Below are 25,202 nucleotides of genomic sequence, written 5' to 3'. Positions count from 1 at the left end.
CGGAGCCGATGATGGCGGCTGAGTTTGCGGGCAAGATCGAGCTGGATATTCGAGATTCCGAGCCGGACTGGGGGCCGTACGCGGCGCCGACCGCCCCTGCGGGGGCACCCAACATTCTCTACATCGTCTGGGACGACAACGGCATCGCCACGTGGGACTGTTTCGGCGGACTCGTCGAGATGCCCACCATGAGCCGTATCGCCGCACAGGGCGTGCGGCTTTCGCAGTTTCACACCACGGCACTGTGTTCGCCGACGCGTGCGTCACTGTTGACCGGACGCAACGCGACCACCGTCGGCATGGCAACCATCGAGGAGTTCACCGACGGATTCCCGAATAGCAACGGACGCATTCCGTTCGACACCGCACTGATCTCCGAGGTGCTCGCCGAGCGCGGCTGGAACACCTACTGTCTGGGCAAGTGGCACCTGACCCCGCTCGAGGAATCGAACCTGGCTGCCACCAAACGCCACTGGCCGTTGTCACGCGGCTTCGAGCGGTTCTACGGTTTCATGGGCGGGGAAACCGACCAGTGGTATCCCGACCTCGTCTACGACAACCATCCCGTCGCCCCGCCGGCCACGCCCGAGGAGGGCTACCACCTGTCGAAAGACCTGGCCGACAAGACAATCGAGTTCATCCGCGACGCGAAGACGATCGCTGTGGACAAGCCATGGTTCTCCTACGTCTGCCCGGGCGCCGGTCATGCGCCGCACCACGTGTTCAAGGAATGGGCCGACAAGTACGCGGGCACCTTCGATATGGGTTACGAGCGTTATCGCGACATCGTCCTGGAAAACCAGAAAAGGCTGGGCATCGTCCCGCCCGACACCGAGCTGTCGCCGCTCAACCCGTACTCAGATGTCAAGGGGCCCAACGGCGAACCGTGGCCGCTGCAGGACACCGTGCGGCCCTGGGACAGCCTGGCCGACGAAGAAAAGAAGCTGTTCTGCCGGATGGCGGAGGTGTTCGCCGGTTTCCTGTCATACACCGACGCCCAGCTCGGCCGCATCCTGGACTACCTCGAAGAGTCCGGCCAGCTCGACAACACGATCATCGTGGTGATCTCCGACAACGGCGCCAGTGGCGAGGGCGGCCCGAACGGTTCGGTGAACGAGGTGAAGTTCTTCAACGGGTACATCGACACGGTCGAGGAAAGCCTGCGGTTCTACGACAACCTCGGCGGGCCGGACACCTACAACCACTATCCGATCGGGTGGGCGATGGCGTTCAACACGCCGTACAAGCTGTTCAAGCGCTACGCCTCCCACGAGGGCGGTATCGCCGATACCGCAATCATCAGCTGGCCCAGGGGTATTCGGGCGCGTGGCGAGGTGCGGGACAACTACATCAACGTCTGCGACATCACACCTACGGTGTACGACCTTCTAGGCGTCACGCCGCCGGACACCGTCAAAGGTATTGCGCAGAAGCCACTCGACGGCATCAGTTTCAAAGCGGCCCTTGACGATCCGTCTGCAAACACCGGTAAGGACACGCAGTTCTACACGATGCTGGGCACCCGCGGCATTTGGCATCGAGGCTGGTTCGCCGACACCGTGCACGCTGCCACGCCGTCGGGCTGGTCGCACTTCGAGCAGGACCGCTGGGAGCTGTTTCACATCGACGTCGACCGCAGCCAATGCCACGACTTGGCGTCGCGGGAGCCGGACAAGCTCGAGGAGATGAAACAGCTTTGGTTCGCCGAAGCGGCCAAGTACAACGGACTGCCGTTGGCCGACTTGAACCTTCTTGAAACCATGACCCGGTGGCGGCCGTATCTCGCCGGCGACAGGAAAAGCTTCACGTACTACCCCGACACCGCCGAAGTGGGAATCGGTGCGGCGGTGGAGATTCGGGGGCAGTCGTTTTCCGTGCTGGCCGAAGTGTCCGTCGACACCACCGGCGCCGAAGGTGTGCTGTTCAAGCAGGGCGGTGCGCACGGCGGGCATGTGCTGTTCATTCAGGACGGCAGGCTGCACTACGTCTACAACTTCATGGGCGACGAAGAACAGAAGGTCTCGGCACCGGGCCCGGTGCCGCTGGGCAGGCACGTCTTCGGTGTCCGCTATGGCCGAGCGGGCATCGTCGAGGGCAGTCACACACCTGTAGGAGAAGCCACGCTTTACGTCGACGAGCAGGCGGTGGCGGCCCGGGCGGAAGTCAAGGCCCACCCGGGCACCTTCGGCCTGGCGGGAGCGAGCCTGTCGGTCGGGCGTAACAGCGGGTCGGCGGTCTCGGCTGCCTATAAGGCGCCGTATGCGTTTACAGGCGGAACGATCGACCAGGTGGTCGTCGACATCTCCGGGCAGCCCTACGAGGACCTCGAGAAGGAGTTGGCGCTGGCGTTCGCGAAGGACTAGAAAACTGTCGGCGATCTATTTGTGTGTATGAAGCGCACCAACATCTATCTCGACGCGAGAGCGAACAGCAACGCTGGACCGGCTCGCCGAACAAGAAGGGGTCTCACGGCCTCGAGCGGGCGACGTTGAACGTCCGGCATTTCCGGTGTTGGCCGAACTACATCCACCGTTCACGATGGCGTGAGCGTCGGGCGTCAGCGGCGGATGCACGCCTTACTCTGGGCACATGCTGACGGAGCTGGTCGAATTGCCCGGCGGGTCGTTCCGCATGGGGTCGACGAGCTTCTACCCCGAAGAGGCGCCCGTCCACACCGCCACTGTCGCGGGATTCGCGATCGAGCGGCATCCGGTGACGAATCAGCAGTTCGCCGAATTCGTCTGCGCCACAGGGCATTTGACGGTCGCCGAGCAGCCGCTTGATCCTGCGCTGTATCCGGGGGCGGCCGTCACCGACCTGGTGCCCGGCGCAATGGTGTTCAAACCCAGCGCCGGCCCCGTCGATCTGCGCGACTGGCGGCAGTGGTGGGACTGGGCGCCCGGGGCGAGCTGGCGCCACCCGTTCGGGCCCGACAGCGACGTCGTCGACAAGCCCGACCACCCCGTCGTACAGATCGCCTACCCGGACGCGTGGGCGTACGCGCAATGGGCGGGCCGGCGACTGCCCACCGAGGCCGAGTGGGAGTACGCAGCCCGGGCCGGCTCGACGTCGGTATATCCCTGGGGGGACGAGCCGCGTCCCGGTGGCCGGCTGATGGCCAACACGTGGCAGGGCCGCTTCCCCTACCGCAACGACGGCGCCGACGGCTGGGTGGGGACGTCACCGGTCGGCACGTTTGCCCCCAACGGCTTCGGGCTCGTCGACATGATCGGCAATGTCTGGGAGTGGACCACCACCGAATACTCGCCGCACCACCGCGTCGGCGGCGCGTGCTGTGCACCGTCGAACACCATCCCGTCGGCGGATCCGAGCGTCAACCAGACGCTGAAAGGCGGCTCGCATCTGTGCGCACCCGAGTACTGCCACCGGTACCGCCCCGCCGCCCGGTCTCCGCAGGCGCGCGACACCGCCACCACGCACATCGGATTTCGGTGCGTCGCAGGCTGACCGTTTAGCCGATTCCGCCAACGGGCAAAGAAGTGCACATGACGCACAGCAACCCCACAGAGAACCACCGTGTCCGCAACGTCGTCGCAGCCGGAACGTCGATCGCCGCCGGCGCATTACTCTTGGTCACCGGACTGCTGACCTTCTTCCAGGGCGTCTCGGCGGTGGTCAACGACGAGTTGCTGGTGGTCACCGCCGACTACGTGTACAAGTTCAACACCACGGTGTGGGGCTGGATCCACATCGTGCTGGGCGTCGTGCTGTCGGCGATCGCCATCGGCCTCATCACCGGCCGGGACTGGGCGCGCGTCGGGGCCATCGTGATCGCGTCGGTGTCGATCGTGGTGATGTTCTTGTGGCTGCCCTACTACCCGGTGTGGTCGCTGGTGGTGATCGCACTGGACGTGATCGTGATCTGGGCTGTCGCGACGTGGGACAGGGGCGTGGACAGCACGCTCAGATGAGCGCGAGCGTGCGCCGTCGTCCGGGTGGAGGCGGCGTGTCGCTGTGCAAACACGCCCGCTCGCGGGGTGAGGCGGGCAATTTGGCTGCTCGCGGGTCGTCCCCTAGAATCTAGGGGTTGCCTTGGGCAGACCTCGGCTGGCCGCGTTCGCGCTGGTTGGCCCCGCGTGCCCTTCGGTGACGCCAAGACCGCGCACGTTCGGGCTTTCCCTCGGCGTGCACATACCACTGTCGAGGAGATCTTGTGATCCAGCAGGAATCGCGGCTCAAGGTCGCCGACAACACGGGCGCCAAGGAGATCTTGTGCATCCGGGTGCTCGGCGGCTCGTCGCGACGCTACGCCGGCATCGGCGACGTGATCGTCGCGACCGTGAAGGAGGCCATCCCTGGCGCCAACGTCAAGCGCGGTGACGTGGTGCGCGCCGTGGTGGTGCGCACCGCCAAGGAGCGCAGGCGTGCGGACGGCAGCTACATCAAGTTCGACGAGAACGCGGCCGTGATCATCAAGGCCGACAACGATCCGCGCGGCACGCGCATCTTCGGGCCCGTCGGCCGCGAGCTGCGCGAAAAGCGGTTCATGAAGATCGTCTCGCTGGCCCCGGAGGTGTTGTAGATGAAAATCCACAAGGGCGACACCGTGCTCGTCATCTCCGGTAAAGACAAGGGCGCCAAAGGCAAGGTGCTCAAGGCGTTCCCGAAAGACAACAAAGTGCTCGTCGAGGGCGTCAACCGGATCAAGAAGCACACCGCCGTCTCCACCAACCAGCGCGGCGCCCGCTCGGGCGGCATCGTCACGCAGGAAGCGCCGATTCACGTGAGCAACGTGATGATCGTCGACTCCGACGGCAAGCCCACCCGCGTCGGCTACCGCATCGACGAAGAGACCGGCAAGAAGGTCCGCGTCTCCAAGCGCAACGGCAAGGACATCCCATGACGACGGTCGAAAAGATCCAGCCCCGCCTCAAACTTCGCTATCGCGAAGAGATCCGTGGCGCGCTGCAGCAGCAGTTCGGCTACGCGAACGTGATGCAGATCCCGGGCATCGTCAAGGTCGTCGTCAACATGGGCGTCGGCGACGCCGCCCGCGACGGCAAGCTCATCAACGGCGCAGTCAACGACCTGGCGCTGATCACCGGCCAGAAGCCCGAGATCCGGCGGGCCCGCAAGTCGATCGCGCAGTTCAAGCTGCGCGAAGGCATGCCGATCGGTGCGCGAGTGACGCTGCGCGGCGACCGGATGTGGGAGTTCTTGGACCGGTTGATCACGATCGCGCTGCCGCGTATCCGCGACTTCCGCGGGTTGAGCCCCAAACAGTTCGACGGCACCGGCAACTACACCTTCGGGCTCACCGAGCAGTCGGTGTTCCACGAGATCGACGTGGACAAGATCGACCGGCCGCGCGGCATGGACATCACCGTCGTCACCTCGGCGACGACCGACGAGGAAGGACGGGCGCTGTTGCGGGCACTCGGCTTTCCGTTCAAGGAGAACTGATGGCGAAGAAGGCCTTGGTCAACAAGCAACAGCGCAAGCCGAAGTTCAAGGTGCGCGCGTACACGCGGTGCAGCCGGTGTGGCCGTCCGCACGCGGTGTATCGCAAGTTCGGGTTGTGCCGAATCTGCCTGCGGGAATTGGCGCACGCCGGCCAGTTGCCGGGCGTGCAGAAGGCTAGTTGGTGAGGTCGATGAGCGCTTGCGCGAAGAGCATTGAGGTAGCCCGATGACGATGACGGATCCCATCGCAGACTTTCTGACGCGTCTGCGCAACGCCAATTCGGCGTACCACGACGAAGTTCGGTTGCCGCACAGCAAGATCAAGGCCAACATCGCCGAGATTCTCAAGAACGAGGGCTACATCGCGGACTACCGCACCGAAGATGCCCGCGTCGGCAAATCGCTTGTGGTGCAACTGAAGTACGGCCCCAGCCGGGAACGAAGCATCGCGGGACTGCGCCGCGTGTCGAAGCCAGGTTTGCGGGTGTACGCCAAGTCCACCAACCTGCCGCGGGTGCTCGGCGGCCTCGGTGTGGCCATCATCTCCACCTCGTCGGGTCTGAAGACCGACCGTCAGGCGGCCCGCGAGGGCGTCGGTGGCGAAGTCCTCGCGTACGTGTGGTGAGGGGGAACGGAACAGATGTCGCGTATTGGTAAGCAGCCGATTCCCGTTCCGGCGGGCGTCGACGTCACGATCGACGGCCAGAACGTCTCGGTGAAGGGACCCAAGGGCGAGCTCGCGTTGCAGGTTGCCGAGCCGATCACCGTGTCACGCAACGACAACGGGGAGATCATCGTCAGCCGGCCGAACGACGAGCGGCGCAACCGCTCGCTGCACGGGCTGTCGCGCACGCTGGTGAGCAACCTGGTCACCGGTGTGACGCAGGGCTACACCACAAAGATGGAGATCCACGGCGTCGGCTACCGCGTGCAGCTGAAGGGCAACAACCTCGAATTCGCGCTCGGCTACAGCCATCCCGTGGTGATCGAGGCGCCTGAGGGCATCACGTTCGCGGTGGAGAGCCCGACGAAGTTCTCGATCTCGGGCATCGACAAGCAGAAGGTCGGCCAGGTTTCGGCGAACATCCGCCGGTTGCGCCGTCCCGACCCGTACAAGGGCAAGGGCGTGCGCTACGAGGGCGAGCAGATCCGCCGCAAGGTCGGAAAGACGGGCAAGTAAATGACGAGTACCGAAAACAAGCACAAGCCGGTCGGCCAGAGTGTGTCCGCTGTGCGGCGTGCCGGGCGGCTGCGCCGCCACGCCAGGCTGCGCAAGAAGCTGTCGGGAACGGCCGAACGTCCCCGCTTGGTGGTGCACCGGTCGTCGCGGCACATTCACGTGCAGCTGGTGAACGACCTCACCGGCACCACGCTGGCCGCCGCGTCGTCCATCGAGGCCGATGTCCGGGCAGTGCAGGGCGACAAGAAGGCCCACAGCGTGCGGGTGGGGCAGTTGATCGCCGAGCGCGCCAAGGCTGCTGGCATCGACACCGTGGTGTTCGACCGCGGCGGCTACACCTATGGCGGACGGATCGCCGCGCTGGCCGATGCGGCACGAGAAGGCGGGCTGAAGTTCTGATGACTTTGACTTTCGACGAAGGGACAGCATGATGGCCGAGCAGGCGGGTGGCCCGCCGGTATCCGAGGGCCGCACCGAAACTCGCGACCAGCGCGACGGACCCCGCGAGGGGCGCGGCCGCCGCGAGGGCCGTGGCCGCGACGGCGGCGAGAAGAGCAACTACCTCGAACGCGTCGTCGCGATCAACCGCGTGTCCAAGGTGGTCAAGGGTGGCCGCCGGTTCAGCTTCACCGCGCTGGTGATCGTCGGCGACGGCAACGGGATGGTCGGTGTCGGCTACGGCAAGGCCAAAGAGGTGCCGGCCGCGATCGCCAAGGGCGTGGAGGAAGCGCGCAAGAACTTCTTCCGGGTGCCGCTGATCGGCGGCACGATCACCCATCCCGTGCAGGGTGAAGCCGCCGCAGGCGTGGTGCTGCTGCGCCCGGCCAGCCCGGGTACCGGCGTGATCGCCGGCGGCGCCGCGCGGGCGGTGCTGGAATGTGCTGGCGTGCATGACATTTTGGCCAAGTCGCTGGGCAGCGACAACGCGATCAACGTGGTGCATGCGACGGTGGCCGCGCTGAAGCTGCTGCAGCGTCCGGAGGAAGTGGCGGCCCGCCGCGGCCTGCCGATCGAGGATGTCGCGCCGGCCGGCATGTTGCGCGCTCGGCGCGAGAACGCAGCGCTGGCGGCGTCGGCGGCGCGTGAAGGAACGGCGTGACCATGGCAGACGTTCGAATCACCCAGGTGCGCAGCACCATCGGCGCCCGCTGGAAGCAGCGGGAGAGCCTGCGGACATTGGGCCTGCGGCGCATCCGTCATTCCGTGGTGCGTGAGGACAATCCGCAGACCCGTGGCCTGATCGCGGTAGTGCGCCACCTCGTGGAAGTAGAAGCAGTCGAGGCGAACAAATGACGATCAAGCTGCACGACCTCAAGCCCGCACCCGGGTCGAAAACCAAGCGCACCCGCGTCGGCCGCGGTGAAGGCTCGAAGGGCAAGACCGCCGGCCGCGGCACCAAGGGCACCAAGGCACGCAAGAACGTGCCGGTGACGTTCGAGGGTGGCCAGATGCCGATCCACATGCGGCTGCCGAAGCTCAAGGGCTTCCGTAACCGCTTCCGCACCGAGTACGCCGTCGTCAACGTCGGCGACATCAACCGGCTGTTCCCCGAGGGCGGCGACGTCGGCGTCGACGAGCTGGTGGCCAAGGGTGCGGTGCGCAAGAACACGCTGGTGAAGGTTCTGGGCGACGGCAAGATCTCGGTGAAGGTTGCGGTGAGCGCGCACAAGTTCAGTGGCAGCGCACGCGAGAAGATCACCGCCGCAGGCGGATCCGTCACCGAGCTGTCCTAGCCCCATCGCGCCGAGCATGCCCGCGCGGCGGTGACGAAACGTCGTGGTAACGAAGCGTTTCCTCACGGCAATCTGCAGAAGTTAGCGTGCCTGCCGATGCGAAAGCGAGGTGAGCAACTGTGACGAAAACGGTCCTGGTGGCACTCGGCACGGCAGGGATTGCGGCGATGACGGTTCTGACCGTCGTGTTCGGCAGCGGCCATCAAGCGCGCGCCGACAACAAGTTCGGCGGCGCCGGCACAACGATCACCCAGTCGACGCCGCCGAGCGTTCCGGAGACCCCGTCGGCCGCGCCTGCCGTGAAGGCCACACCGTACGGCGGCTAGCCACCCCGTTGCGCCTGCTCGCCAGCGCATAGGGTGACGGTATGTTCAGCTTCCTGCCCGGCGTACCCGACCTCGACGACCTGAGATCCCTGAGCCGCAAGGTCGACACGGCCCGTCATCACGGCATCCCGAAGGGCTGCGTGCTGGAACTCGATCTGCAGGCGGTACCGCCGGAGACCGGAGGCTTCGATCCGTTGGCGGTGATCACCGCCGGCGGACGCCCGTTGCTGTTGCGAGAGGCCGTCGCAGCTATTCATCGGGCCGCAGAGGACAACCGGGTCAGCGGGCTGATCGCGCGCGTGCAGATCCCGGCCGCACCTGCGGGGCCGATACAGGAACTGCGCGACGCGATCGCGGCGTTCAGCGCGGCCAAACCGTCGCTGGCCTGGGCCGAAACGTACCCCGGCACACTGGCTTACTACCTCGCGTCGGCGTTTCGCGAGGTGTGGATGCAGCCCTCAGGCACCGTCGGGCTGGTGGGATTCGCCGCCCACGCGCTGTTCCTCAAGGGCGCACTGGACAAGGCCGGCATCGACGCGCAATTCGTCGCGCGCGGCGAATACAAGTCTGCGGCAAACCTTTTCACCGAAGACAGCTACACCGACGCGCACCGCGAAGCCGACACCCGGCTGGTGGAGAGCCTGCACAGCCAGGTGTGGCAAGCGATCGCAGAGTCGCGCAAGCTCGATGTCGCCGACGTCGACGCGCTCGCCGACCGTGCGCCCCTGCTGCGTGACGACGCGCTCGCCGGCGGGCTGGTGGACCGGATCGGCTTCCGCGACGAGGCATACGCCCGCATCGCCGAGCTGGTCGGCGCCGACACCACCGATCCCGAGAAGGAACCGCCGCGGCTGTATCTCGCCCGCTACGCCCGGACGCAGCGCCCGAGCTTGCCCACGCCGAAAGTGCCTGGGCGCAAAGGCAAGCCGTCCATCGCCGTCGTCACGGTGGCAGGTGCAATCGTCAGTGGCCGCGGCGGCCCGCGGGCACTGCCGTTCGGATCGAACAGCGCTGGCGGCGACACCATCGGCGCGGGCCTGCGTGAGGCCGGTGCCGCCGACGACGTCGCCGCGGTGGTGCTGCGCGTCGACAGCCCGGGTGGGTCGGTCACCGGCTCGGAGACCATCTGGCGTGAGGTCAACCGCCTTCGCGGCCAAGGCAAGCCGGTGGTCGCGTCGATGGGCTCGGTCGCTGCCTCCGGTGGGTACTACGTGTCGATGGCCGCCGACGTGATCGTCGCCAACCCGGGCACCATCACCGGCTCGATCGGTGTGGTCACCGGCAAATTCGTCGCCCGCGAGCTCAACGACAAGCTCGGGGTGCGCTCAGATGCCGTGCACACCAACGCAAATGCCAACGCCTGGTCCATCGACGCCCCTTTCACCGACGAGCAGCGCGCCCAGGTCGAAGCAGAGGCCGACCTTATTTACGAGGACTTCGTCAAGCGAGTCGCCGACGGTCGCAACCTTTCTGTCGACGACGTCGACAAGGTGGCTCGCGGCCGGGAGTGGACAGGCGCAGATGCCCTCGACCGCGGCCTGGTCGACGAACTCGGCGGCCTGCGCACAGCGATCCGGCGTGCGAAGATCCTGGCCGGCTTGGACGCCGACGAAGACGTCCACATCGTCAGTTATCCCGGCGCTTCGTGGCTGGACTTCATGCGGCCCCGGCCGTCGTCGCAGCCGGCCGCCGCGTCGCTACCCGAAGCCGTAGCCGTGGTGCTGGGCCGATCGGTCGCCGGGCTGGTCGACCAGGCCGGGCGCGCCGTCAGCGGCGCCCAGGTGCTGTGGCTGGGGGAGCACCGCTTCTGAGCGTTGGGCTACGTCAGCACCGCGCTGACGTAGCTCAGATCCGCGAACGGCGTCATCGCCTCGTCTTCGGGGAACTCGAACCCATTGGCCGCGTAGGCTTCTCGCATCGTCTGGGCGGACACCTGCCACCCCAGCGACGTGAGGTATTCGATGACGTGGCTGCGTTCGCCGTCGTAGATCAGCTCGGAGAAGTCGAAGTCCGGGCCGTACTTCTTCATCCGCTCCTTGATGCGCTGCGAGCGTTCGTCGGAGAACACGTTGGTGTCCGGGATGTGCTCGGTGGCCACCCGACTGCCCGGCACGCTCAGCTCGGTGATCGTGTCGAACAGTTTGTCCTGCGCGTCCGGCGGCAGGTAGATCAGCAGACCCTCTGCGCTCCACGCCGTGGGTGTGCCGGCGTCGAAGCCATTGTCCAGCAACGCTTTTCGCCAGTCGTCTCGCAGGTCGATGGCGACGGGGCGGTGGCCGGCCGTGGGCTGGGCGCCCAATTGCGCCAGCGTCCTGGTCTTGAAGTCGATGACCTCTGGCTGGTCCACCTCGTAGACCACCGTGCCGTCCGGCCACGGCAGCCGGTATGCACGCGCATCCAGCCCGGCGGCCAGGATCACGGCCTGGCGCACACCCGCGGCGCCGGCGTCCATGAACACGTTGTCGAAGAATCGCGTGCGCACGGCGATACCCTCGGCGGAGCGCCGGACGCTGAACTGCGGGTCCACTTCCGACAGGTCGATCTCGCCGTCGAGCACCTGGTTGAAGTAGCGATGGCCGACCGCCCGCACCAGCGGCTCGGCGAACGGGTCGTCGATCAGGCGCTCACGGGTGCCCAGCGCACGCTGCGTCGCGACCATCGTCGCGGTCGCGCCCACGCTCGTGGTCAAATCCCACGTGTCGTTGTCCGTTCTGGCCATGGCTGCTCCTTCAGTCGCGAATCGCCGTGACGGCAACGCTGTTTCGCATAGGCGCGGTCGAGTCGTCGGTGGACATCTGGCGGCCGTACTTGGCGAACACCTCGGCCCGCGTTTCGGTCGACACCCGCCAGCCCAGCCCGGCGAGGTAGTCGGTGGCCGGGGTGCGGTCCTCGTGATACATCAGCTCCGAGAGGTCGAGGTCGAAGCCGCGCTCGCGAAATCTGCGCGCCATCTCCTTCTGCCGCTCGGCGATCGCCGACGGGCCGTCCGGGTGGTACTCGGTGGCCAGCCGGCTACCTGCGGCGCTCAACGCGGTGATGTTGTCGAACAGCCGGTCCTGCGCGTCAGGCGGCAGGTAGGCCAGCAACCCCTCGGCGCTCCACGCCGTCGGGCGATTTTGGTCAAAACCGTTGGCCCGCAATGCCGCCGGCCAGTCGTCGCGCAGGTCGACGGCGACGGGCCGGTGCTCGATGGGCGGCTCGGCGCCCAGGTCGGCCAGTGTGCGGGTCTTGAAGTCGATGACCGCGGGCTGGTCGATTTCGAACACGACGGTGCCAGCCGGCCACGGCAGCCGGTAGGCGCGGGAATCCAGACCGGAGGCCAGGATCACGGCCTGCCGGATGCCGGCGTCGCCGGAGTCGGGGCGTGATGTCGCCGCCGAAACGGCTCCGACGAAGAAGTCGTCGAAGAACTTCGTTCGCACCGCCATCATCTCGATGATCGGCAGGGTGTCCTGCGGCTCATCCGGGTCGTCGGCCAACGAGATCTCGCCGTCGAGGGCCTTGACGAAGAAATCGATGCCGACCGCCCGCACCAGCGGCTCGGCGAACGGGTCGGTGATCAGCGGATCGGGCGCCCGGCTCGCCATCGCCCGCGCCGCGGCGACCATCGTCGCGGTCGCGCCCACGCTGGACGCCAGGTCCCAGGTGTCGTTGTCGGTGCGTGCCATTGCGTGTCCTCTACTTCAGGGTGGCGTCGACGTAGAGCAGTTCACCAAAACTCGGTACATAGTCGTTGGGCGGCAGCCCGTAGCGCACGAACAGCTCCGAGGCGGTCGCGGCCGTCGTCTCCCAGCCGTGTGCGGCCAGATACGCCGGCGCCGGGGTGCGCTCGCCGATGTACACCAGATCGGCCAGGTTGATGTCGAAGCCGTGCCGCTGCCAACGTTCCGACGCCGTTCGCATCCGCTCCTCGATCTCGGCTCGGTCCAGGGCGCCGGGGTTGGCCGCCGTCTCGGTGGCGAACCGGCTGCCTGAAGCGCTGAGTGCGGTGACGTCGTCGAGCAGCCGGTTCTGCGCGTCGGGTGGTAGGTAGCCCAGCAGTCCCTCGGCGATCCAGGCCGCCGGCCGGTCCGGGTCGAACCCGGCGTCGCGCAGCGCGCCCGGCCAGTCGCTGCGCAGGTCGACCGCGAGGGCGCGGCGATCGGCCGTCGGCTCGGCGCCGAGCCCGGCGAGCGTGCGGGTCTTGAAGTCGACGACTGCGGGCTGGTCGATCTCGAACACGACGGTGGCCGCCGGCCACGGCAGCCGGTAGGCGCGCGAGTCCAGACCGGAGGCGAGGATGACGGCCTGGCGGATGCCGGCGTCGCCGGCCTGAAGGAAGAAATCGTCGAAGAACTTGGTGCGCACCGCGATCCCTTCGACGAAGCGCCGCGCGCCCGTCTCCGCGTCGTCGTCGACCTCGGCGAATGTGACCTCGCCGGTGGCCAGCTTGGTGAAGACGTCGACGCCGACTGCGGACACCAACGGCTCCGCAAACGGGTCGCTGATCAGCGGGTGCTCGGCCCGGCCCGCCGCGGCACGGGCCGCGGCGACCATCGTGGCGGTGACGCCCACGCTGGACGCAAGGTCCCAAGTGTCGTTCTCGGTGCGTGGCATCGGGCTCCTCATTACTTAGCTGATGTAACTGTACGCCGCTTTTCTGAGCGCCCTCTTCAGCGCACTGAAGGCAGTGCGCAACTGTTAGTCTCGTAGACTGTTTGTCGCCTGGTATCCGCCTGGGGTGGGAATCGGCGCGACCCGCAAAACCTGACAGACCCGACCAACCCGACGCTGGTGACCACCAGCTCATTGCATGCCGCCGACGCTCGGCTGCGCAGGAGGAAGAGTGCTTTCGGCTTTCATCTCGTCACTGCGGACAGCCGACCTGCGAAACAAGATCCTGTTCACGCTGGGAATCTTGCTGCTCTACCGGCTCGGCGCGTCGCTGCCGTCGCCGGGAGTCAACTACCAAAACGTCGACAAGTGCATCAACGAGCTGGCCGGCGGCGACAACGCCCAGATCTACTCGCTGATCAACCTGTTCTCCGGCGGTGCGCTGCTGCAGCTGTCGGTGTTCGCGGTGGGCGTGATGCCTTACATCACCGCCAGCATCATCGTGCAGCTGCTCACCGTGGTGATTCCGCGGTTCGAGGAGCTGCGCAAAGAGGGCCAGTCCGGCCAGACGAAGATGACGCAGTACACGCGCTACCTGGCGATCGCGCTGGCCATGCTCCAGGCCGGTGGCATCGTCGCCTTCGCGGGCAGCGGCAACCTGCTGCAAGGCTGCTCGGTGGGCCACGAGATCATCGCCGACCAGTCGATCTTCACGCTGGTGGTGATCACGCTGGTGATCACGGCCGGCGCCGCGCTGGTGATGTGGATGGGCGAGCTGATCACCGAACGTGGCATCGGCAACGGCATGTCGCTGCTGATCTTCGCCGGCATCGCGGCGCGCATCCCGGCCGAAGGCAAGAGCATCCTCGACTCGCGCGGGCCCGGCATCTTCGCCGCGGTGTGCGTGGCCGCGCTGGTGATCATCATCGGCGTGGTGTTCGTCGAGCAGGGCCAGCGCCGCATCCCGGTGCAGTACGCCAAGCGCATGGTCGGGCGGCGCATGTACGGCGGCACCTCCACCTATCTGCCGCTGAAGGTCAACCAGGCCGGCGTCATCCCGGTGATCTTCGCGTCGTCGCTGATCTACATCCCGCACCTGGTCACCCAGATCGTGCGCAGTCGCAGCGCCACACCGGGCACCAGCTGGTGGGAGAAGTTCGTCGGCAGCTATCTCGCCGACCCCAGCAACCCCGCCTACATCGCGATCTACTTCGGCCTGATCGTGTTCTTCACGTACTTCTACGTGTCGATCACGTTCAACCCGGATGAGCGAGCCGACGAGATGAAGAAGTTCGGCGGCTTCATCCCCGGCATCCGACCCGGCCGTCCGACCGCCGATTACCTGCGCTACGTGCTCAACCGGATCACGCTGCCCGGATCGATCTACCTGGGCGTCATCGCGGTCCTGCCCAATCTGTTCCTGGAGATCGGCAACAGCGGCGGCGCGCAGAACCTGCCGTTCGGCGGGACTGCGGTTCTGATCTTGATCGGCGTCGGGTTGGATACGGTCAAACAGATCGAAAGCCAACTGATGCAGCGCAACTACGAAGGATTCCTGAAGTGAGACTCGTTCTGCTCGGCCCGCCGGGCGCCGGTAAAGGGACGCAGGCGGCCAAGCTGGCCGAGAAGTTCGGGATCCCGCAGATCTCCACGGGCGACCTGTTCCGCAGCAACATCAGCGAGGGCACCGAGCTCGGGCTGGAGGCCAAACGGTACCTCGACGCCGGCGACTTGGTGCCCTCGGAGCTGACCAACGCCCTCGTGGAAAAGCGCATCGACGAACCCGACGCCGCCGAGGGGTTCATCCTGGACGGCTACCCGCGCTCCGTCGAGCAGGCGGAGGCGCTCACCCGGATGCTGGCCGACCGCGGCACCAAGCTGGACGCGGTGCTGGAATTCCGGGTCTGCGAGGAGGAGCTGCTCAAGCGGCTCAAGGACCGCGGCCGCGCCGACGACACCGAAGAGATCATCCACAACCGGATGAAGGTGTACCGCGACGAGACCGCACCGCTGCTGGAGTACTACGACGGAACCGTGAAGGCCGTCGACGCGGTCGGCACCATGGACGAGGTCTTCGCCAGGGCGTTGCGCGCCCTCGGTAAGTGACGTGATCGCGCTGCCGGGACTGCGCAACCGCAAGGTCGTCCCGCACCGCAGCGCGGGTGAACTCGACGCGATGGCCGCTGCCGGGTCGCTGGTGGCTGCCGCACTTCGTGCCGTGCAGGCGGCCGCCGAGCCGGGAGTGTCGACGCACGACCTCGACCAGGTCGCCGAAGCGGTGATCCGCGACGGCGGCGGCATCCCGTCGTTCCTCGGCTACCACGGCTATCCGGCCACCATCTGCTCGTCGGTGAACGACCGCGTGGTGCACGGCATTCCGTCGCCGACCGAGATCCTGGCCGCGGGCGACCTGGTCTCGATCGACTGCGGTGCGATCGTCGACGGCTGGCACGGCGACGCCGCCGTGACGTTCGGCGTGGGCGAGCTGACTGCCGTCGACGCCGCGCTCTCACAGGCCACCCGGGAGTCGCTGGAAGCGGGGATCGCCGCGATGGTGCCCGGCAACCGGCTCACCGACGTGTCGCATGCCGTCGAGCAGGCCACCCACGCCGCCGAGGCGCGCTACGACCGCGCGTTCGGCATCGTCGAGGGGTACGGCGGCCACGGCATCGGGCGGCGCATGCACATGGATCCGTTCCTGCCCAACGAGGGCGCACCCGGCCGCGGGCCGTACCTGGCGTCCGGGTCGGTGCTGGCGATCGAGCCGATGCTGACTCTGGGCACCACGAAGACCGTCATCCTCGACGACCAGTGGACCGTCGTGACCGCCGACGGCTCGCGTGCGGCGCACTGGGAGCACACCGTGGCCGCCACCGACGACGGGCCGCGGATCCTGACGCTGTAGCAGCGCTGTAGCAGCGCTGTAGCACGCTGTAGCAGCGTCCACCAGCTGCCCCGAGCCGAATCGCTGAAAACCCTACGAGCTGCGCGTTCGTGGGCCTGAGAATGAACCGGAATACCGCCAACGTCGTGTCACAGACGGAGGTTGGTAATGGACGACCCAGAAGCCGCCATGATGCGGGCGCTCTACGACGAGCACGCCGCGGCGCTGTGGCGTTACGCCTTGCGGCTTACTGGGGACAGGGCTCGTGCGGAGGATGTGGTGCAAGAGACGCTGCTGCGCGCGTGGCGTCATCCCGAGGTGACGGGAGACGCCGAGCGATCGGCGCGGGCATGGCTGTTCACGGTCGCGCGCAATCTCGTCATCGACGAGCGGCGCAGCGCGCGGTACCGCAGCGAGTCGAGCAGCCCCGACATCCAGAACCTGCCCGACCGTGCCGGGCCCGACGAGGTGGACTCCGCGCTGGACCGGCTGCTTTTGGCCACCGCGTTGAGTCAGCTCACCGACGAACATCGCGCGGTGATCCGGCGGGCCTATTACCAGGGCTGGAGCACTGCCCAGATCGCAACGGACTTACAGATAGCGGAGGGCACCGTGAAATCCCGCCTTCACTACGCCGTGCGGGCGTTGCGGCTCAGTCTGCAGGAAATGGGGGTGACACGGTGACGCAATTCGGTTTTCCTCAGGGCGACGTAGCCGACGGCGACCGCTACGTGACGTGGGATGCCGCCTACGTCCTTGGTTCGCTGTCCAGCAACGACCGTCGTGAATACGAGGCGCACCTGGAAACCTGCGCGCGCTGTCGCGCCGCCGTCGCGGAAATCAGCGGCATTCCGGCTCTGCTGGCCAAGCTGGATCTCGAAGACGTCCGCGCGCTCGACGACGCGCAGCCCGAGCCGCCGCTGCGGCCCGAGGTCCTCGACTCGGTGCTGGACAAGGTGCGCTGGCGGCGCAGGCGTTCGCGCTGGCTCACCTCCGCGGCGGTGGGGCTGGCGGCCGCGCTGCTCGCGGTGGCGGTGATGATCGCGATCCGGCCCGAAACGGTGGGATCGCAGAACGACTCTCCGCAGACCACCGCCCAGGGCCTGGAGATGAAGCATGTGTCCGACACGACGATCAACGCCAGCATCACGATGACCTCGTTCAGCTGGGGCACCCGCATCGACATGGCCTGCTCCTACGGCGACTGGGGCAACAGCGGCAGCACCCAGCCGCAGACTCTGGGGATGGTCGTCGTGGGCCGCGACGGCAGTCGCACACAGGTCGCGACATGGCTCGGGCTCTCCGGCGCGACGGCGCTGCCGAGTGCCAACACTCCGCTGCCGAAGGACGAAATCGCTGCGGTGCAACTGGTTTCGGCCGACAACGATCGCGTTCTACTCGAAAGCCGGCTGTGATCCCGTTCACTGCGTGAACCCATCGCCATGACGGGTCGTGTACTTGTCAGGCGCTACGCAAGGCAGGTGGGTTCATGGCAAGGCAGTACCGGGTGGTCGACCACATCGTCGAACATCTCGCCGCCATCGGGCTCACCCACCTCTTCGGCGTCGACGGCGCGAACATCGAAGACCTCTACGACGCCGCGCATTTCCGGCCGGACATCACCGCGGTGCTGGCCAAGCACGAGTTCTCGGCAGCCACCATGGCCGACGGCTACAGCCGCAGCGGCGCAGGCTTGGGCGTGGTGGCGGCCACCTCCGGCGGCGGCTCGCTGAACGTGGTGCCCGGCCTGGGAGAGGCGCTGGCCAGCCGGGTTCCTGTGCTGGCCCTGATCGGCCAGCCGCCCACGGCGCTCGACGGCCGCGGCAGCTTCCAGGACACCAGCGGCCGCAACGGCGCCTTGGACGCACACGCTCTGTTCTCGGCGGTGTCGGTGTACTGCGAACGGGTCACCACGCCCGCGGCCATCATGCCCGCGTTGACCCGTGCGATCGCCGCAGCCCGCACCGGCGGCCCGGCAGTTCTGTTGCTGCCCAAAGACATTCAGCAGGCCAAGATCAACTGCACACCGCCGGGCGACCCGGGCTCGCAGCACCAGATCGGCGATCCGCATCCGATCGCGCGCGCGTTGCGCCGTGCGGTCGGGCCGGTGACGATCATCGCCGGCGAGCAGGTGGCCCGCGACGACGCCCGCGCCGAACTCGAACAGCTGCGCGCGGTGCTGCGCGCGCGGGTCGCCACGGTGCCCGACGCCAAAGACACGGCGGGCGTTCCCGGGCTCGGCTCGTCGTCAGCTCTCGGGGTGACCGGCGTGATGGGGCATCCGGGTGTCGCCGACGCGGTGGCGCGCAGCGGGCTGTGCCTGCTGGTGGGCACCAGGCTGTCGGTCACCTCCCGCGCGGGACTCGACGACGTGCTGGCGTCGGTTCCCACGGTCTCGCTGGGCTCGGCGCCGCCATACCTGCCGTGCACGCACGTGCACACCGACGACTTGCGCGGCTCGCTGACGCTGCTCACCTTGGCGCTCGCCGGCTCCGGCAGGCCGGTGGGAATCCGCGTGCCCGATTCCGTTGGGCGCAGCCAACTCTCGCCGCCCCCATATGACGGACCCGGTATTCGGTACCGCGACGCGATGGCCGTCCTGGACAAGGCATTGCCTGCCGGCGTCGACGTGGTCGTCGACGCCGGCAACACCGGTGCGGCGGCGATCCACTATCTGCCGGTCCGTCGCGACGGCCGGTTCCTGGTGGCGCTGGGCATGGGCGGCATGGGCTACAGCTTCGGCGCGGGTATCGGCATGGCGTTCGCTCGACGCCGCCGGACCGTGGTGATCGCCGGCGACGGCTCGTTCTTCATGCACGGCATGGAGATTCACACCGCCCTGCAATACGGGCTGCCGGTGACGCTGGTGTTGTTCAACAACAATGCGCACGCGATGTGCGTGACCCGCGAACAGCTGTTCTACGACGACCTCTACAGCTACAACAGGTTTCGGCCGGCCAACCTCGGCGCCGGGCTGGCCGCGATGTTTCCCGAGTTGCCTTCCGTCGACGTGGCCGACACCGCCCACTTCGCCGATGCTGTGCGCGCCGCGCTGAGCGTCGACGGGCCGTCGGTGGTGAGCGTGGAATGCGCCGCCGACGAGATGCCGCCGTTCGCGCCGTTCCTCACCGCCGCCGCATCCAAAACCCAAGGCGTCAACAATCATTCGATTCCGAAGGAGAACCCACGCGATGTCGTTGCCAGCACTTGAGGACATCACCTCCCATCACCTTGCCGAAACCGGTGCCGCTGGCCCGATCGAGGGCCTGATCCGGATCGAGACCACTCCCAAAGAGAAGGCCACCCCGCTGATCATGGAACAGATGCGGTCGGTCTACCCGCACGACGTGGTGTTCGGCCAATACTGCACCGTCAACGACTACATCGACTGCCCGCCCGGCGAGTTGTTCGACTACATGGCCGACACCCGCAGCCTCGAAGAGTGGACCTACAGCTTGCGCGGCTTCGCCCCGACGGAGGAACCGGGCCTGTGGATCGCGCACGACAAACTCGGAGCGGGCACCGAATCACAGCCTGGCAGTGCGATTTTCACTCGCACCGTGGCCAACGCGCAAGCGCGCACCGTCGACTATCACTGCGCGTGGGACCAGGGCAAGCACCTGTGGATGATCTACCTTATGCGCATTGTCGACGCGCAGCTGGTGTTCGACAAACCAGGCTCGGTGGTGTTGTGGACCAACTGCCATCACCCGTTCTACGACAAGAATCCCTATCCGGAGACCGCGCCGCCGAAGCGGCCGGTGTGGGTGGGCGATTTCTGGGACATGTTCGGCCCCGGGCATTTGCTCGAGCTCAAGAACCTCAAGGCGATTGCCGAATATCGCCATCACAACGGCCTGCCGGTGACCCCGGACTGGATGAGATGAGGATTCGATGAGCAGTATTCCCGTCAGCCTGGTCGACGTGTCGACGTACCTTCCCGGGGCGCCGATACCCGCCGACTACTACGCGCAGTTCGCCGAATCGGACGACTTGCGCGACAATGTGATGTTCCGGGCGCCCAAGTTCCGTCATCACGTCGGCAAGGACGAGACCGCGACCGACATGATCGAGCGGGCCGCCGCCGGACTGATCGCCCGCCACGGCGAAGACGCAGTCACCGGCGCCGACGTCTTGCTGACGCACACCCAGCTGCCCGACATCCCCGTCTTCGGCTGCGGCAGCGGCGTCGCCGATCGCCTCGGTATGCGCCCGGAGTGGGTCCTCGACCTGCACAACGGCGGATGTGCGGTGTTCGTGCTGATGATCAAGCTCGCGCGTCAGCTGCTGACCTCGGGCGCAGGACGATCCGCGCTGCTGTGCATCGCGCAGAATTCGGCCGGAAAGGTGTTCGACCAAGACAGGGTCCGCACGAAGGCGCAGGCAGCGGTTCCCGGAGACGGCGCGGCGGTCGCGTTGGTGACGGTGTCGGATTCGTCGCCCGTGCTCGACGTCGAGTGCCGCACGTACGGCGAGTATTCGGCCGACATGACGATCTCCTTCGACGTGCCGCGCCGGTGGTGGGAAGCCGGTCCGGGACAGGGCAGCGTCGGCTTCACGGAAGGCAAGATCACCAAGGTGCTGGCGCGGGGCAACCGGCTGGTGCCCGAGGTGTCCTACGCCGTCTGCGACCGAATCGGCTTGCAGCCCAGAGAGATCGACGTGCTGGTGACGAACCAGCCCAACCGGGCGTTCCTGCGCAACTGGCGCGAAGCGCTCGAGCTGCCGCGAGAACGGCACGTGGACACGTTTGATCAGTGCGGCAACCTCTTCGGTGCCGGGATTCCGCTGAACCTGGACCGGGCGATCTCTGACGGCCGGCTCGCGAAAGGCGACGTGGTGATGATGTCGGGGTTTGCGCACGCCGGTGACTTCGCCGGCGCTGCGGCAGTGCGGTGGGGCGGCCGGCACTGATGGCGTTTCCCCAGCACGAGACCACCGTCGCCGAGGTCGTCGGGGCGCTGCCGGACGCCGTCGATCCATATGCGTTGTCGCTCAACGAAAATCCGTTCCCGCCGCTACCCGCCGTGCGTGCCGCTCTCGTGAAGGCAATCGACGTTGCGAACCGCTATCCGGAGTTTCTGCCGCTGCAGCTGCGCAGCCTGATCGCGGGCCGGGTGCACGTCCGGGAGGACCAGGTAGTGCTCGGTGCGGGGGCGACGGGCGTGGTGTTGCAGCTGCTGCAGGCGGTGACGCGGCCCGGTGAAAAGATCGTGATGACGTCACCGACGTTCGACGGCTACCCGATCTTCGCGCAGATCGCGGGGCTGGTGTCGGTGACCGTGCCGCTGGATTCGCACGGGCATCATGACCTCGACGCGCTCGCCGACGCGGCGCGCACCGCGAAGGTGGTCGTGCTGTGCCGGCCACACAACCCGTCGGGGACCCTGGAGCCGGCAGCCGACGTGGTGAGGTTTCTGCGGCGCGTGCCGTCGGACACCCTGGTAGTGCTCGACGAGGCCTACGTCGAGTTCGTCGCACCCGAACACCGCCTCGACGCACCGGCGCTCGTGCGGCGGTTTCCGAATGTGTTTGTGCTGCGGACCTTTTCGAAGGCGTATGGACTCGCCGGACTGCGCATCGGATACGGGTTCGGCGCACCCGAGCTGGCCAAGCGGCTGTGGACGCTACAGCTGCCGTTCGGCGTCGGCATCACCAGCGCGGTCGCGGTGGCAGCGTCCTATGATGCGGAAAATCAACTGTGCCAACGCATCCGGTTCATCTCCGCCGAGCGGTGCTATCTGCAGCGGCGGCTTCGGGCGCTGGGTGTCTACAGCTATGACGCGCATGCGAACTTCGTATTCCTGCCCGCCCGCGTCGGACGCAGCTGGCGCGAGGTGTTCGAACCGGCCGGCGTGCGGGCCCGGCATTACGCCGACGGGGGAGTGCGGGTGACGGTCGGGGGGCGTGCGTCGACGCGCGCGGTGCTGGCCGCGGTGTCCGCCGTCGTCGCGTGACGCGACGCACGAGCAGAGCGACCGTGGCTACGTGTCGACGACCGCCGGTGTGCGGTATGAAGAGGCGTGCCTTCGCAGAAGCGCGACCCGATCGCCCAGGCGCGCGCCAACTGGCAGCGCGCCGGGTGGGGTGACGTCGCCGACGGGATGGTGGCCGTCACGTCGGTGATGCGGGCGCACCAGATTCTGCTGGCACGTGTCGAGAACGCGTTGCGCCCCTACGATCTGAGCTTCTCGCGGTTCGAGCTGCTGCGTCTGCTGGCGTTCAGCCGCACCGGCGCACTGCCGATCGGCAAGGCATCAGACCTGCTGCAGGTGCACGTCACCAGCGTGACCCATGCGATCCGGCGGCTGGAGGCAGCCGGGCTGGTCGAGCGGGTCCCGCATCCCACCGACGGGCGCACCACGCTGGTCCAGATCACTGCGCTGGGCCGTTCGACCGTCGAGGAGGCGACGGTCACGCTCAACAAAGAGGTGTTCGCCGACATCGGGATGTCACCTGCGGAGTCGCAGGCGCTGTCCGCGTCGATCGAGACGCTGCGCCGCCACGCCGGCGACTTCTAGGCGGGTGTCGGGAGCGGGATCGTCGCGGTGACTGCGGTTCCGGCGCCGGGCCGTGACCGGATGTTGAGCCGGCCGCCGACGATCTCGGCCCGTTCGGCCATCGACAGCAGCCCGTAGCCGCCCATCTCGTCGCTGCCCAGCGGATTCTCGAACGTGTCGAACCCGACGCCGTCGTCGACGATCTCCAGCCGCGCGATCCCGTCCTCCACGGCGAACGTCAGCCTGGCGGTGCTGGCCTTGGCATGCTTGACCACGTTCTGCAGGCACTCCTGCGCGATGCGGTACAACGCCAGCTCGATGTGGTCGGGCAGCCGGGTGTTGTCCAGGTGCACGTCGAGGTCGATCTGAGGGATCGACCGGGCCAGGCTGGCCAGCCCGCCGGCCAGCCCGAGATCGTCGAGCACCGGCGGTCGCAGACCTCCGATCGCCGCTCGGGCCTCCTGCAGCGTCAGATCGGCGAGCTCCCGCGCCTTCTCCAGCTGCTCGGCGACCGCGTCGGCGTCGTTGCCGACGGCGCGCTGCGCGGCGTCGAGGCGGTACGACAGCGTGATCAGCCGCTGGCTGATTCCGTCGTGGATGTCCGCGGCCAGCCGGCGACGCTCCAGCTCCTGCGCCTCGATCACCTGCTCGACGAAGTTCTCGTGCGCGCGTTCGCGGGCCACCAGCTGGCGGTGCAGCCGCGCCTGGTGCAGCGCGCCCGCGATGAGCCGGCCGATCACCAGCAGCAGCTGCACGTCGCGGTCGGTGAACTCACGCCGCGCGACCGTGTGCACGTTCAACACGCCGACCAGCCCGCCGGGGTCGGTCTCCATGGGCACCGAGACCATCGACGTGAAGTCGCGGCCGCGCAGCGACTGGAACGGCAGGTAGCGCGGATCGGATTCTTTGTTCTCGGTGATCACCACCGGTTCGCGATGGCTGGCCACCCATCCGGAGATACCGGAGCCCAGCGGCAGCCTGATCTTGCCGACCTGGCTGTCGAACGGCGGCGTCGCGCCGGTCAGCGTCAACGACTGGTTGGTGTCGTCGAGCACGTGCACGAAGCACACGTCGGTGCCGGTGGCGGCGGTGATCATCCGGGCCGCGGCCGCAGCCAGCGGTTCCACACCCGGGCCGCTGGATGCCGCCTGGATCAATTCCCGCAGCAGAGCCAGTTCACGGTCGGCCCCTAACTTGTACTGGCCGAGGTCGCGGACCGCCCGGGGCCGCGTCATTGGTAGATGCCCTCGCGCAGTGCGGTCGCCACCGCGCCGGTGCGGTCGCTGACGCCGAGCTTGCGGTAGATCGACCGCAGATGACTTTTGACGGTCTCGTCACCGATCACCAGCTTGTTGGCGATGCCGCGGTTGGACAACCCGCTGACGACGTACGACAGGATCTCGCTTTCACGCTGGGTCAAGCCGTGGCGCGCGCCGGGCCAGAATTCGTCACGCTGCATGCGTGCGGCGGTGTCGACGGCGCGCGCGGCCATGCCGGGGTCGATCGCGGTTTCGCCTCTGTGGACGAATTCGAGTTGGCGGACGAGCTCGTCGCTGCTGATGCTCTTCAGCAGGTAACCCGACGCCCCAACCCGCAGCGCCTGGAAGAGGTATTGCTCGTCGTCATAGACCGACAGCATCACGACCTTACGATCCGGGTCCTTGGCACGCAGCGTCTGGCACAGGTCCAGCCCGCTGGAGCCCTGCATGCGCACGTCGCACAGCACGATATCCGGGCCGAGCTCTTCGATCACGGGCAGCGCACGCTCGGCGCCCACGGCCTGGCCGACGACTGCGACGCGGTCGGCGAACGCGGCCAGCATCGCCTTGAGGCCCTCGATCACCATCTCGTGATCGTCGACCAGGACGATGCGCACCGGTCCCGAAGGCTCTGTGCCGTCACGCATGCGAAAACAATAGAGCCGGGGGAGTGGCAACCGCCTGCACAATCCCCCTTGCGGGGGATGTCGCGGCGGCCCGGCCGTCAGATTCTGATGACATGCCGGGCCAGACTCTTGCAGCGAGGTCGTTTTGGTGGGACCGATCCACCGACGTCGACGTGGATCCGTTGGCCGCGGTGATCTTCGACCTCGATGCGATGGCCGAACTCGGTGCAGACGGCGAACTGGCGCCGCGTCCTGGTCTGATCGACTTGGTGATGAGTCTGTTCGTCGCGGGCGTGTGGGTCGGAGTTGTCAGCATGAAGCGTCGGGCCGAGGTGGAGCCGCTGGTGCGTGATCTGATCGGGGACGGGCTCGTCGAGACGATCGTCACGATCGACGACATCGACTCCAGTGCGGACGACGTCGAATCGGCTCTCTACGCATCGGCGCTGTGGGAGTTCGGCATCGAGGCCGGAAGTGCGCTGGCTGTGGTCGCTCCATCGGGCCGCGCCGCCGCCGCCGACGCCGGCCTCGCCGCGGTGTCGACGGATTTCGACGAGCTCGACAGTGCGGCCGCTTGCAAACGGGTTCACCGCCGCAGCTGGACCACGCAAAAGCGAGCCGCCTGACTCGGCAGCCTCCGCGACTGTGCGTCCTCGTACGCGTTGATCGGCGTGTCGC

The 25,202-nt window shown here is 67.2% G+C and carries 31 protein-coding genes and 1 pseudogene; 27 read left to right on the top strand and 5 right to left on the bottom strand.

Going from position 1 to position 25,202, the window contains the following annotated elements; translation table 11 throughout:
- Positions 1-11 precede the first annotated feature (11 nt).
- From AC5Y4N_RS05595 to sppA, 16 genes and pseudogenes are all read left to right on the top strand, one after another.
- Entirely contained in the window at positions 12-2,363 is a 2,352-nt protein-coding gene (locus AC5Y4N_RS05595; protein WP_499912255.1) for an arylsulfatase, read from the top strand.
- Between the two features lie 27 nt (positions 2,364-2,390).
- Positions 2,391-2,472: pseudogene (locus AC5Y4N_RS05590) on the top strand (ribbon-helix-helix protein, CopG family); the annotation flags it as partial.
- Positions 2,473-2,589: 117 nt separating this feature from the next.
- Positions 2,590-3,468: a formylglycine-generating enzyme family protein gene (locus AC5Y4N_RS05585; RefSeq protein WP_499912253.1), complete on the top strand. Its 879-nt coding sequence runs from the start codon at positions 2,590-2,592 to the stop codon at positions 3,466-3,468.
- A 38-nt stretch (positions 3,469-3,506) separates the two neighbouring features.
- Complete coding sequence (locus tag AC5Y4N_RS05580) at positions 3,507-3,932, top strand: DUF7144 family membrane protein (RefSeq protein WP_499912251.1); 426 nt, start codon at positions 3,507-3,509, stop codon at positions 3,930-3,932.
- A 242-nt stretch (positions 3,933-4,174) separates the two neighbouring features.
- Positions 4,175-4,543 carry a 50S ribosomal protein L14 gene (gene rplN, locus AC5Y4N_RS05575; RefSeq protein WP_499912249.1) on the top strand — a complete coding sequence of 123 codons (369 nt, stop codon included), beginning with the start codon at positions 4,175-4,177 and terminating at the stop codon, positions 4,541-4,543.
- Entirely contained in the window at positions 4,544-4,864 is a 321-nt protein-coding gene (rplX, locus tag AC5Y4N_RS05570) for a 50S ribosomal protein L24 (RefSeq protein ID WP_499912247.1), read from the top strand. It abuts the gene before it with no gap.
- Positions 4,861-5,424, top strand: coding sequence for a 50S ribosomal protein L5 (gene rplE, locus AC5Y4N_RS05565; RefSeq protein WP_499912245.1), 564 nt, complete (start codon positions 4,861-4,863; stop codon positions 5,422-5,424). The genes rplX and rplE overlap by 4 nt, the downstream gene beginning before the upstream one ends.
- On the top strand, positions 5,424-5,609 hold the full coding sequence (locus AC5Y4N_RS05560; RefSeq protein WP_499912243.1) for a type Z 30S ribosomal protein S14: 186 nt from the start codon (positions 5,424-5,426) through the stop codon (positions 5,607-5,609). The genes rplE and AC5Y4N_RS05560 overlap by 1 nt, the downstream gene beginning before the upstream one ends.
- A 40-nt stretch (positions 5,610-5,649) precedes the next feature.
- The gene (rpsH, locus tag AC5Y4N_RS05555; protein ID WP_499912241.1) at positions 5,650-6,048 is read left to right on the top strand and encodes a 30S ribosomal protein S8; all 399 of its coding nucleotides are present in this window, start codon (positions 5,650-5,652) and stop codon (positions 6,046-6,048) included.
- Between the two features lie 15 nt (positions 6,049-6,063).
- Positions 6,064-6,603 (top strand): 50S ribosomal protein L6, encoded by a 540-nt coding sequence (rplF, locus tag AC5Y4N_RS05550; RefSeq protein WP_499912239.1) that lies wholly within the window; start codon positions 6,064-6,066, stop codon positions 6,601-6,603.
- Positions 6,604-7,002, top strand: a complete 399-nt coding sequence (gene rplR, locus AC5Y4N_RS05545; RefSeq protein ID WP_499912236.1) for a 50S ribosomal protein L18 — start codon at positions 6,604-6,606, stop codon at positions 7,000-7,002.
- Between the two features lie 31 nt (positions 7,003-7,033).
- Positions 7,034-7,702: a 30S ribosomal protein S5 gene (gene rpsE / locus AC5Y4N_RS05540; protein ID WP_499912234.1), complete on the top strand. Its 669-nt coding sequence runs from the start codon at positions 7,034-7,036 to the stop codon at positions 7,700-7,702.
- A gap of 2 nt (positions 7,703-7,704) precedes the next feature.
- Positions 7,705-7,896 carry a 50S ribosomal protein L30 gene (gene rpmD / locus AC5Y4N_RS05535; RefSeq protein ID WP_499912232.1) on the top strand — a complete coding sequence of 64 codons (192 nt, stop codon included), beginning with the start codon at positions 7,705-7,707 and terminating at the stop codon, positions 7,894-7,896.
- Complete coding sequence (gene rplO, locus AC5Y4N_RS05530; RefSeq protein WP_499912230.1) at positions 7,893-8,336, top strand: 50S ribosomal protein L15; 444 nt, start codon at positions 7,893-7,895, stop codon at positions 8,334-8,336. The genes rpmD and rplO overlap by 4 nt, the downstream gene beginning before the upstream one ends.
- Positions 8,337-8,455: 119 nt before the next feature.
- Positions 8,456-8,662, top strand: a complete 207-nt coding sequence (locus AC5Y4N_RS05525; protein WP_499912227.1) for a hypothetical protein — start codon at positions 8,456-8,458, stop codon at positions 8,660-8,662.
- A 41-nt stretch (positions 8,663-8,703) separates the two neighbouring features.
- The gene (gene sppA / locus AC5Y4N_RS05520) at positions 8,704-10,473 is read left to right on the top strand and encodes a signal peptide peptidase SppA (protein ID WP_499912224.1); all 1,770 of its coding nucleotides are present in this window, start codon (positions 8,704-8,706) and stop codon (positions 10,471-10,473) included.
- 8 nt (positions 10,474-10,481) lie between these two features.
- On the opposite strand, the gene AC5Y4N_RS05515 is transcribed toward sppA, so the two are convergent.
- From AC5Y4N_RS05515 to AC5Y4N_RS05505, 3 genes are read right to left on the bottom strand one after another with little or no spacing between them, the layout of a single operon-like run.
- Positions 10,482-11,381: a class I SAM-dependent methyltransferase gene (locus tag AC5Y4N_RS05515; RefSeq protein WP_499912223.1), complete on the bottom strand. Its 900-nt coding sequence runs from the start codon at positions 11,379-11,381 to the stop codon at positions 10,482-10,484.
- A 10-nt stretch (positions 11,382-11,391) separates the two neighbouring features.
- On the bottom strand, positions 11,392-12,330 hold the full coding sequence (locus tag AC5Y4N_RS05510; RefSeq protein WP_499912221.1) for an SAM-dependent methyltransferase: 939 nt from the start codon (positions 12,328-12,330) through the stop codon (positions 11,392-11,394).
- A 10-nt stretch (positions 12,331-12,340) separates the two neighbouring features.
- Positions 12,341-13,258: an SAM-dependent methyltransferase gene (locus tag AC5Y4N_RS05505; protein ID WP_499912219.1), complete on the bottom strand. Its 918-nt coding sequence runs from the start codon at positions 13,256-13,258 to the stop codon at positions 12,341-12,343.
- A 229-nt stretch (positions 13,259-13,487) separates the two neighbouring features.
- Here AC5Y4N_RS05505 and secY point away from each other — a divergent pair, with 229 nt between their 5' ends.
- The 10 genes from secY (at position 13,488) to AC5Y4N_RS05455 (ending at position 22,660) form a co-directional block, all read left to right on the top strand.
- Complete coding sequence (gene secY, locus AC5Y4N_RS05500; protein ID WP_499912217.1) at positions 13,488-14,819, top strand: preprotein translocase subunit SecY; 1,332 nt, start codon at positions 13,488-13,490, stop codon at positions 14,817-14,819.
- On the top strand, positions 14,816-15,361 hold the full coding sequence (locus tag AC5Y4N_RS05495; protein ID WP_499912215.1) for an adenylate kinase: 546 nt from the start codon (positions 14,816-14,818) through the stop codon (positions 15,359-15,361). Before secY ends, AC5Y4N_RS05495 begins: the two co-directional genes overlap by 4 nt.
- Position 15,362: 1 nt before the next feature.
- Complete coding sequence (map, locus tag AC5Y4N_RS05490) at positions 15,363-16,160, top strand: type I methionyl aminopeptidase (RefSeq protein ID WP_499912213.1); 798 nt, start codon at positions 15,363-15,365, stop codon at positions 16,158-16,160.
- A 147-nt stretch (positions 16,161-16,307) separates the two neighbouring features.
- Positions 16,308-16,823 (top strand): sigma-70 family RNA polymerase sigma factor, encoded by a 516-nt coding sequence (locus AC5Y4N_RS05485; protein ID WP_499912211.1) that lies wholly within the window; start codon positions 16,308-16,310, stop codon positions 16,821-16,823.
- On the top strand, positions 16,820-17,554 hold the full coding sequence (locus AC5Y4N_RS05480; protein ID WP_499912210.1) for an anti-sigma factor family protein: 735 nt from the start codon (positions 16,820-16,822) through the stop codon (positions 17,552-17,554). Before AC5Y4N_RS05485 ends, AC5Y4N_RS05480 begins: the two co-directional genes overlap by 4 nt.
- Positions 17,555-17,628: 74 nt before the next feature.
- On the top strand, positions 17,629-19,350 hold the full coding sequence (locus AC5Y4N_RS05475) for a thiamine pyrophosphate-binding protein (protein ID WP_499912208.1): 1,722 nt from the start codon (positions 17,629-17,631) through the stop codon (positions 19,348-19,350).
- Positions 19,331-20,026 (top strand): SRPBCC family protein, encoded by a 696-nt coding sequence (locus AC5Y4N_RS05470; RefSeq protein WP_499912206.1) that lies wholly within the window; start codon positions 19,331-19,333, stop codon positions 20,024-20,026. The genes AC5Y4N_RS05475 and AC5Y4N_RS05470 overlap by 20 nt, the downstream gene beginning before the upstream one ends.
- A gap of 7 nt (positions 20,027-20,033) precedes the next feature.
- Entirely contained in the window at positions 20,034-21,053 is a 1,020-nt protein-coding gene (locus AC5Y4N_RS05465) for a 3-oxoacyl-ACP synthase III family protein (protein WP_499912204.1), read from the top strand.
- The gene (locus AC5Y4N_RS05460) at positions 21,053-22,096 is read left to right on the top strand and encodes a pyridoxal phosphate-dependent aminotransferase (RefSeq protein ID WP_499912202.1); all 1,044 of its coding nucleotides are present in this window, start codon (positions 21,053-21,055) and stop codon (positions 22,094-22,096) included. The genes AC5Y4N_RS05465 and AC5Y4N_RS05460 overlap by 1 nt, the downstream gene beginning before the upstream one ends.
- A gap of 66 nt (positions 22,097-22,162) precedes the next feature.
- On the top strand, positions 22,163-22,660 hold the full coding sequence (locus tag AC5Y4N_RS05455) for a MarR family winged helix-turn-helix transcriptional regulator (protein WP_499912200.1): 498 nt from the start codon (positions 22,163-22,165) through the stop codon (positions 22,658-22,660).
- Here the strand turns inward: AC5Y4N_RS05455 and AC5Y4N_RS05450 are convergent.
- Both AC5Y4N_RS05450 and AC5Y4N_RS05445 read right to left on the bottom strand, forming a co-directional pair.
- Positions 22,657-23,874: a GAF domain-containing sensor histidine kinase gene (locus AC5Y4N_RS05450; RefSeq protein WP_499912198.1), complete on the bottom strand. Its 1,218-nt coding sequence runs from the start codon at positions 23,872-23,874 to the stop codon at positions 22,657-22,659. The two genes, AC5Y4N_RS05455 and AC5Y4N_RS05450, sit on opposite strands and share 4 nt — an antisense overlap.
- Positions 23,871-24,545, bottom strand: coding sequence for a response regulator (locus tag AC5Y4N_RS05445; protein ID WP_499912195.1), 675 nt, complete (start codon positions 24,543-24,545; stop codon positions 23,871-23,873). The genes AC5Y4N_RS05450 and AC5Y4N_RS05445 overlap by 4 nt, the downstream gene beginning before the upstream one ends.
- Before the next feature lie 92 nt (positions 24,546-24,637).
- On the opposite strand from AC5Y4N_RS05445, the gene AC5Y4N_RS05440 reads away from it, so the two are divergent.
- Complete coding sequence (locus tag AC5Y4N_RS05440; protein ID WP_499912192.1) at positions 24,638-25,150, top strand: HAD family hydrolase; 513 nt, start codon at positions 24,638-24,640, stop codon at positions 25,148-25,150.
- Positions 25,151-25,202 lie beyond the last annotated feature (52 nt).

This window comes from Mycobacterium sp. NGS19 (assembly GCF_059813155.1).
The sequence above is the reverse complement of the archived record's forward strand: the minus strand, read 5'-3'. Positions and strand labels throughout refer to the sequence as shown.